The organism is Blastococcus sp. SYSU DS0619, from assembly GCF_054051035.1.
Map to the genome: position 1 here is coordinate 1 of NZ_JBJHAM010000039.1, position 8,094 is coordinate 8,094.

Consider the following 8,094-nt stretch of genomic DNA (forward strand, 5'->3'; position numbering starts at 1 on the left):
AGGTCCGCGCGCCGCACCGTCCAGGACGCGACGACCATCGACGCAACCGACCAGAAGGCCAGCACGGCTGCGGCGGCCGGCCGGTCCACCTCGCCGCCCCCGAGCGACGCGTCGTCCACCAGGGCGTTGGCCGCCGCCATGGGGAGCACCTGCGCCAGGTCGCCGACGAGGGGCACGCCCGTGCCGAGCGCTCCCACCAGCGGCGGGGCGAGGAGCAGCAGCGCGACGAGGCCCACGACTCCGCCCTGGACCCGCCGGCTCACCGTCCCCACAGCTGTCCCGACCAACGCGAGGGCCGAGCAGCTCGCCACCGCCCCGGCGAACGCGGCCCACGTCGCCGGGCGCGAGAGCCACGCATCGGTCGGGACCGGGGTGGCGAGGGCCAGCACCGTCGCGGCGGACACCAGGCTCAGCACCGCCAGCGTCGATCCCACCCCGACGGCGACCAGCGCCTTGGCAGCGATGACCGGGACACGGGAGGGCACGGCGGAGTAGACCGCCCGGGCGACGCCCGACCCGAACTCCGCGGCGACCGAGGACGAGGCGAGGAAGGCCGAGACGTAGGGCAGCACCGAGTAGCCGGCGAACAGCGCGAGGGACGCGACAGCCGCCTCACCACCCGTCGCGGCGGGGTCTTGGTGCCCCATCGCGGCCGCGAGGCCGGCGGAGGCAGCGACCGTCAGCACGACGACCCAGGCCAGGGTGCGCTGGCACCGCAGCTTGACCAGCTCGGCCACGACCAGTCCCGGGAAGCGGGGCACGCGTGCCCGGGAGGTCTCGACGAGCCGTGCACTCATGCCCCGACCTCCTGGCGCTCAGCGATCGTCGCGGACGGGTGCGCCGGGTCGTGCGCCCGCACGAAGTCGAGGTAGAGCTCCTCGAGGCTCGGCGTGACGGCCTGGAGCAGGTCGATCTCGCACCGGGTCTCGAAGGCGATGCGGCTGACCTCACGCGGCGTCATCCGGCTGACGAGTGCGCCGCGGGGCGCGGGCGCCACCTCGACGTCGTACGGCGCGAGGGCGGCGAGGAGGCGGGACAGGTCCGGGCTGCCGACCAGCGTGCGGGGCGCGCCGTGGGCGGCGACGAAGTCGTCCACCGACGAGCTCCAGAGCAGGCGCCCGCGGCCGATGATGACGATGTCGTCCGCGAGCTCGCCGACCTCGTGCATCAGGTGGGTGGAGAGCAGGACGTGGCGCCCGGAGTCGGCGTGCGTGCGCAGGATGCCGCGCAGCCAGCGCATCGCCTCCGGGTCGAGCCCGTTGGCCGGCTCGTCGAGCAGCAGCGTGTGCGGCTCCCCCAACATCGCGATGGCCAGCGCCACCCGTTGACGCATGCCCAGCGACAGCTCGCGCGCACGTCGGTGGGAGTAGGTCGCGAGTCCGTAGTCCTCGATGACCTGCGCGACCCGCGTACGCCCGATGCCCTGGGTGGCGGCCACGATGCGCAGGTGGTCCACGACGCGCCACGTGGGATGGAGCGCGGGGCCGTCCACCACCGAGCCCAGGGTGCGGGCCGGGTGGCGCCACTCGGACGGCCGCTGCCCGGCCACCAGGGCCTTGCCGCTAGTGGGCAGGTCGAGACCCGCCACCAGCCTGAACGTGCTCGTCTTGCCGGACCCGTTGGGGCCCAGGAAGGCGGTGATCCGCCCCGGGCGCGTCGAGAACGTGATCCCGTCCACGGCGCGGGTCGTCCCGCGCACCTTGCGCAGGTCGCGCAGCTCGATCACGACGTCACCGCTGGGCGGAGAGCAGCAGCAGCGCGGTGTTCACGCCCGCGGCGAGCACCCCGAAGGCGAGCAGGCGGGGCATCTCCACCTGGCTGCGCCGGGCAGCCAGGTAGGCGTAGACGGCCACCGAGACGACACCCAGGAGCAGCCGGACCGCAAGGGACTGGACGTCGGCGACCGCGTCGGTCCCGCCGAGGAGGTAGGCGCCACCGACCAGGAGGACGAGGGGCGCCTGGGCGACCAGCACGTAGCCCCAGCCGGTGACCAGGCGCGGGCGACGCGTCGCGGTCACGGCACCGAGGAGCAGGCCGTAGATCCAGGCTTGCAGCAGGGCGAACAGGAGGGCGAAGCCGAAGGTCGCAACGCGCAGCACGGTTAGGAGCGCCGCGTCGGAGGAGAACGGGTTGTCCCCGGCCACCTCGGCCACCTGGGCGCGCAGGGACTCGTCGGCGGCGATCATCACCACGGTGCCGAAGAGCAGGCCCCAGAACGCGACGTTGGCCCGGTCGGCCCAGCGACTCCCTTCCGGGACGTCCTCCCCGTGGTGTCGGTCGTCGATCTCGGTCTGAGCGATCATGCGGGGTTTCCTCCTCGGACGACGAGCCAGAGCTCGAACCACTCGGCGCCGGCGGCGACGAGGTAGAACACGGTGGCGACCACACCCGCACGGACGAGCTGGACCACCTCGTGGCGGGCCGGGCGTTCCCGGGTGTGCCAGGCGCGACCGGCGAGGTCCGCCAGCAGCACCGAGCACCACAGGGTGACCAGCCAGGCCAGCACCTCCAGCGGGACGTGCACGGCCGCCAGTCGCGCCGTGTCCTCCCAGCCGTGCGTCGTGGCGCCGGCCTGGAGCACGAACCCGAGGAAGAAGCCGTTGAAGAGGACCGCCGGCCAGGCGACATAGGGGGACGCGACCACCAGGACCACGCCCAGCAACACGTTGTGGAAGAAGATGTCGGCGAAGGTCGGTTCGGCGCCGGCGCCTCCGTAGGGCCACACGAAGAGCAGGCTGGCGGCCATGCCCGCAGCGAGCGCGGCCATGACGAGCAGCGCGGGTCGCTTCCACCACGAGGCGAACCGGCGCGCCACGGTCGGGGCCTGGACGTGCGTCAGGACCGCCACGTCGCCACTCCCCCCTCGACCGCTGCCAGCGCGCGACGGCCCGTGGGGACGAGCTCCGAGCCTGCCGGTCCGCCGATGCGCAGCACGTGGTGGGCGAAGTCGTCGATGTCGGCGCTCATGTGCGTCGCGAAGAGCACGGGTCGTGACCGGGCCAGGTCGGCGAGCTCGTGGCGGGCCAGGGACACCCCGTCGGCATCCAGCGCGTTGAAGGGCTCGTCGAGCAGCACGGCGTCTGCGCCGCTCAGCGAGGACGCCACGGCCACGACGCACCGCTGCCGCTGTCCCAGGGACAGGGTGCCGACCGCGCTGGCGCGCATGGTGTCGGTGACGAGAGGGTGGTCGACCAGCCGGTCGGCGGCCAGACCGGGCAGCTCGGCGGCGAGGAGCGCGAGCACCTCTCCGACGGTCAGCGTGTCGAGGGTCAGGAACTCGTCGTCAAGGTAGACCGCCCGGGCCGGCAGGCCCGACGCCGTCCTCACCTCGGTGCCCGACCGGTAGATCCCGCCGAGGACGCGCAGGAGGGTGGTCTTGCCGACGCCGTTGGCGCCGGTGACGGCGACGAGGCCGCGCTCGGGCAGGTCGAGGGAGAGGTCGTCGAAGATCGGTCGGTCGACGAAGCCGAAGGTCAGGTGGCGCACGGAGATCACGGCAGGCTCCCGGAGGTGGCGCGCAGGCCGGTGAGCCAGCGCGGGGTGTCGATGCGGACGAGCCAGGCGATCGTCACCGCGGATGCGGTGAGCAGGAGCGAGGCGGCCACGACCGTCGTGCGGTGGGCGTCGAGGTCGAGAATGGCGAAGAGCCCGCCGGAGCCGGTGGTGGTGAAGACGACGCCGAGGCACACCGCCGCCGCGAGGCCGGCCCTGGACTCGACGGTCAGCTCGGCGAGCCGGGAGGCCGGCAGGACCACGGTGGACCGCTGGACGATGAACTCCGCCAGCGCGAGCTCAAACAGCACCAGCGCCGCCAGCAGCACGACGGCGAACCCGCTGCCGTGCAGCACCAGCAGGAGGGCGGCACCGACGGGTGCGGGCACCAGCAGCAGGACGGCGTTGCGCCGCGAGAGGGCGGCGAGCCGCCGCGGATCGGCACCGGCCCGCTCCGCGAGGCGCAGCCCGTAGCCGAAGGTCTCCGGGGAGACGAAGCGGACGTGGCGGGCGCGGAGGAGGAGCGTGGCGACCAGCGCTGCGGCGAGCAACACGTGCTGGCCGAGCGCGGCGAAGCGCCCGGTAGACCCGAGAGCGGTCGCGGCGACCCACCCGAGGGCGAGCAGGACGGCGACCGTACGACCGGCCCACCGGTGGGCCGCCGGCACACGCGGTCCCAGTCCGTGGGCGCCGATCCACCGCGAGGCGCGGGAGGTGGCAAGTCCCGTCGAGACCACCACCGCAGCAGCGGCCGCCCACAGCAGGGTGCGCGACGCGGACGTCTCGCCCACGGCGGCACCGAGGACCGTCTCGACGAGCGCACCCAGGGAGGCCGGGAGGTCGGTGAGTCCGCCCCGGGCCACCTGGCCCGCCGAGACCACGATCGCCGGGACGTAGGAAACGCTGAGTCCGGCCACGAGGCCGCGCCTGGTGCGTGCCGGCAGGGCCACCAGCAGGGTCCGGTGGTCGCGCTCGACCCGGACGAGGTGCCGGGCGAACCCCAGGCCGAGCAGGCACAGCACCGTCAGGAGCGCCGCGGGCACCAGCCACCGGTACGTCGACGGGACCGCCGTACGCAGCGGCGGAGCCTGTGCCCCCAGCACGGTGGCCACCGCGAGCGCCGCCCATGTCACCAGCACCAGCCGCGAGGCGATGCCCTCCCGGAGGCCGAGGACGGAGAGGACCGACGCCACCCGGCGGACCTGCTGACGGTGCTCGTGCCGGGCGCCGGCGCGCATCCCGGCGACCGCTCCGCCCACCAGTCGCGCCGCGGTGGCGGCTCCGGGGCGGGAGCGGACGCGCCGATGGGCGGTGTGCACCGTGTCCACGTCCACTCCCGTCCCGGATCTCTTCAGCAGCTCAGTGCGAGCCGGTCACCAGGCCACGAGGTCTTGAGGGCCCACTTCTTCGCGTGTCGCTCACGCCCCATCCACCGAGCCTGCGACCGAGGTACCTGACCCCGTCCGCCTGTGGCCCCGTGAGGCACACCTCAGTTCTAGTCTTCGCCGACGACCGCGACCATTAACCTTTGTCCACTCGCTGGCCGGCTCAGCCGCTCGCGCGCCGGCCAGCGACCGCGGCATCGGCCGGCAGCGTCACCGCGACGCACCACCGCGGACCGACGATCCCCGCCGAGAACGTGCCCCCGGACACCGCCACGCGCTCCCGCATGCCGCGCAGCCCGTATCCGCTGCCCAGGTGCGCCAGCGGCCCCCCGGCCGCGCCGGAGGGCAGCGAGTTGCTGATCGTGAGCCGCACCGTGTCGTCGCGGACGCCGATGTGCCCGCGCACCTCGCCCCCCGGGTCGCCGTGGCGCAGCACGTTGGTCGTGGCCTCCTGCAGCACGCGTACGACGGTGAGCCGGGTCGTCGGGTCGACCCTGTCGACGGCGGGGTCCACGACGATCTCGGCGTCGTGCCCGTGCTCCACCAGCTTGTCGTTCATCACGCGGGCGACGACGGACGGCGTCACTAGCGGACCCGACGCACCCGCGCTCGCGGGGGCGGCCGAGATCACCGAGAGGAGCACCTCCAGCTCGTCGGAGGCAGCCGCGAAGGTGCCGTCGATCCGGCCCAGCACCGCACGCAGGCGGTCCGGGTCGCGGACGTGGTCGACGGCATTGACCTGCAGGGCGACGAGGGACAGCTGGTGCCCGAGCTGGTCGTGCAGCTCGCGGGCCAGCGACGTGCGTTCCCCCGGCCCGATGCCGGCGCGCTCGGAGGCGAGCCACTCCTCGTCGGAGGTCCAGCGGCGCATGGTGTGGAGGTAGTCGCGCAGGGCCAGCGCCATGAGGGTGGCTCCGAGCGCTCCGCCGGCGACGGCGGCCAGGTCGTGGAGCGTGTCCGCTCCTCCGATGAGCAGGCGCGGCAGGGTGTAGACCAGGACCCCGCCCAGTGCGCCGAGCCGCCACGGCGTATGCCACGGCGCGAGGGCGACCGCGGCGACCACGGCGATGACGGACACCGCGACGGCCCAGGCCGTCGCGTCGACGAATAACGTCGAAGCCAGCACGAGCAGCCCGGCGGGTGCGCCCCACGCGGGGCGCACACAGGTGAGTGCCGCCACGAGCAGCGCCACGACCAGCGTCCACTCGTGGGGTGCGAGCCCGGGCGCGGCTCGCAGCGCTCCCGCCGCGGCGAGACCTGCGAGGCTGACCGCGGCGGCCAACCGCACGCTCCGGAGCCTCGTCGCCGGCCGCTCGAGGGAGGACAGCTCGGTGCGGGCCTCCATCTCCGTGGCGCGCAGCACCTCCAGCAGCTGGCGCAGGCTCGCGAGGGCGGCACTGGCGTCGTCACGCACCGCGTGGAGCGCCCGATGCAGGTCCGCCGGCTCGGTGCTGGCGAGACTCCTGGCACTCTCCTTGCGGGCGTGGCTGAAGAGCCCCTCGGTCGTCGTGCGGAGGTGGGCGGCGAGCAGGCGCCTCTCGTCCCGCCTCAGTCGCGCGTTCTCCGCGCGAAGGGCCTCGACGCGGGCGTCCACGGCGGAGCGCTGGGTCGTGACGAAGCCGACCGCCAGTCCGGCGAGGACCCCCAGCGCGCACAGGGCGAGGATCCCCACCACGGCCGTGCGGCCCTGGGTCTCGTAGGTCCACACCGAGAACGCGCCGCAGATCGCGGCGACCGCGACCACCAGCGGCGCCGAGCGACGTGCCGTCGCCAGGGCCACCGCGATGGGCAGCCACCAGAGCTCGAACCCGGTGATCTCCTGACGGACGACGACGAAGCCCGCCGTCACGACGGTCGAGACCACCAGGACGCGGTGCCACCCCCAGAGCAGGGACAGGCAGGCGGCGAGGCCCGCGAGCCGGTGCAGTCCCGGTGCCCACGGTTCCTCGGGGCCCTCACCGATGGCCAGGCGGTAGGGGAAGTCGGCGGCGTCGAGCACCATGAACGAGGCCAGCACCAGCCGGGCGATCAGGCGGTGGTCAGTGAGTGCGGCAGCCACCGCGTCGACCGACGTCCTCGCTGCCATCCACACGGCTCCCCCGAGCGCCACTCACGTCGCATCTCTTTCTAGCACGAGCCCGACCTCGCCGATCAGCACGGCACACGGCCCGCCCCTCCCGGCCGCGACGTGCCGGGAGGGGTGGAGGATCACGGGCAGCTGAACTTGAGGATCGTGCAGAGGAACCCGGCGGTCCCGTAGCCCGCGACGGGACCGCCGACCGCGTGCGCCGGCTGGGCGCCGGCGGCGAGGATGAGGGCGACGGTGGCAGTGGTGGACAGGCGCGTGGCGGTGCGGAGCACGGGTGGGTCCGTTCTCGGGTGGGTCGTTCTGACCTCCGGAGTATCGAGTCCGCCGAGGGTGCCGCGGAATTCACTTTCGGCCAGATTGTGAGACCGGCCCATTCCCCGTCCCGGTTAGGGTGGCGGCGTGGGGGTCGCAGCGCAGGTGCTCGTCGTCGACGACGACGACGTGGTGCGGAGCTCCTACCGCTCGATCATCCACCACCTCGACGGCTTCGAGGTCTGCGGCGAGGCGGCGACGGGACTCGCAGGCGTGGAGCGCTACGAGGAGCTCCGTCCCGACCTGGTCCTCATGGACATCCAGATGCCCCGGATGTCGGGCATCGAGGCCACCGCGGAGATCTGTCGTCGGTGGCCCCTGGCCTGCATCGTGGTCATCACGGCCTTCGGCACCGCCGACCACGTGGTCGCTGCCCTGCGCGCAGGCGCTTCGGGCTACCTGCTCAAGGACGCGACCAGCGACCTGCTGCGCACCGGGATGCGGCAGGCCCTCGACGGTGAGATGCCGCTGTCCGGGCCCGTCCGGCGCGAGCTGGTGGCGTCGATGGTCGCCAAGGGAGCGCCGCCCCTCGCACGCAGCGTGCCCGCCCTGACCCCGCGCGAGCTCGAGCTGCTCCAGTGGCTGGCCCACGGCGTCACCAACCAGCAGATCGCCGAGCAGATGCACCTCTCCACAGGCTCGGTCAAGCAGTACATGTCCAACGTCGGGGCGAAGCTCGGAGCCAGGTCGCGCACCCAGATCCTCATCACCGCCTTACGCCTCCGGCTGGTCGACCCGGACGCCGCGGGCCGCTGACGGCCGGGCCGACGTGCGCGGTCAGTACCGGCTGAGGTGGAGACTCAGTACGGCCCGCTG

At 73.7% G+C, this 8,094-nt stretch carries 9 protein-coding genes; 1 reads left to right on the top strand and 8 read right to left on the bottom strand.

Features of this window, described 5'->3' with window-relative positions:
- The 8 genes from ACI79T_RS20935 to ACI79T_RS20970 form a co-directional block, all read right to left on the bottom strand.
- A partial coding sequence (locus tag ACI79T_RS20935) for a hypothetical protein (protein WP_456612023.1) occupies positions 1-797 on the bottom strand: 797 nt, incomplete at its 3' end.
- A complete protein-coding gene (locus tag ACI79T_RS20940; RefSeq protein WP_456612024.1) occupies positions 794-1,726 on the bottom strand; it encodes an ABC transporter ATP-binding protein in 933 nt (310 codons plus the stop codon). The genes ACI79T_RS20935 and ACI79T_RS20940, both read right to left, overlap by 4 nt.
- A gap of 4 nt (positions 1,727-1,730) precedes the next feature.
- Positions 1,731-2,303: a hypothetical protein gene (locus ACI79T_RS20945; protein WP_456612025.1), complete on the bottom strand. Its 573-nt coding sequence runs from the start codon at positions 2,301-2,303 to the stop codon at positions 1,731-1,733.
- Positions 2,300-2,848 carry a hypothetical protein gene (locus tag ACI79T_RS20950; protein ID WP_456612026.1) on the bottom strand — a complete coding sequence of 183 codons (549 nt, stop codon included), beginning with the start codon at positions 2,846-2,848 and terminating at the stop codon, positions 2,300-2,302. The genes ACI79T_RS20945 and ACI79T_RS20950 overlap by 4 nt, the downstream gene beginning before the upstream one ends.
- Positions 2,836-3,495, bottom strand: coding sequence for an ABC transporter ATP-binding protein (locus tag ACI79T_RS20955; protein ID WP_456612027.1), 660 nt, complete (start codon positions 3,493-3,495; stop codon positions 2,836-2,838). The genes ACI79T_RS20950 and ACI79T_RS20955 overlap by 13 nt, the downstream gene beginning before the upstream one ends.
- Complete coding sequence (locus ACI79T_RS20960) at positions 3,492-4,820, bottom strand: hypothetical protein (protein ID WP_456612028.1); 1,329 nt, start codon at positions 4,818-4,820, stop codon at positions 3,492-3,494. Before ACI79T_RS20960 ends, ACI79T_RS20955 begins: the two co-directional genes overlap by 4 nt.
- 220 nt (positions 4,821-5,040) lie before the next feature.
- Positions 5,041-6,963, bottom strand: a complete 1,923-nt coding sequence (locus tag ACI79T_RS20965; RefSeq protein WP_456612029.1) for a sensor histidine kinase — start codon at positions 6,961-6,963, stop codon at positions 5,041-5,043.
- 122 nt (positions 6,964-7,085) lie between these two features.
- Positions 7,086-7,238 (bottom strand): hypothetical protein, encoded by a 153-nt coding sequence (locus ACI79T_RS20970; RefSeq protein ID WP_456612030.1) that lies wholly within the window; start codon positions 7,236-7,238, stop codon positions 7,086-7,088.
- A 127-nt stretch (positions 7,239-7,365) separates the two neighbouring features.
- On the opposite strand from ACI79T_RS20970, the gene ACI79T_RS20975 reads away from it, so the two are divergent.
- Positions 7,366-8,034 carry a response regulator gene (locus ACI79T_RS20975; RefSeq protein ID WP_456612031.1) on the top strand — a complete coding sequence of 223 codons (669 nt, stop codon included), beginning with the start codon at positions 7,366-7,368 and terminating at the stop codon, positions 8,032-8,034.
- The last annotated feature ends 60 nt before the right edge of the window (positions 8,035-8,094 follow it).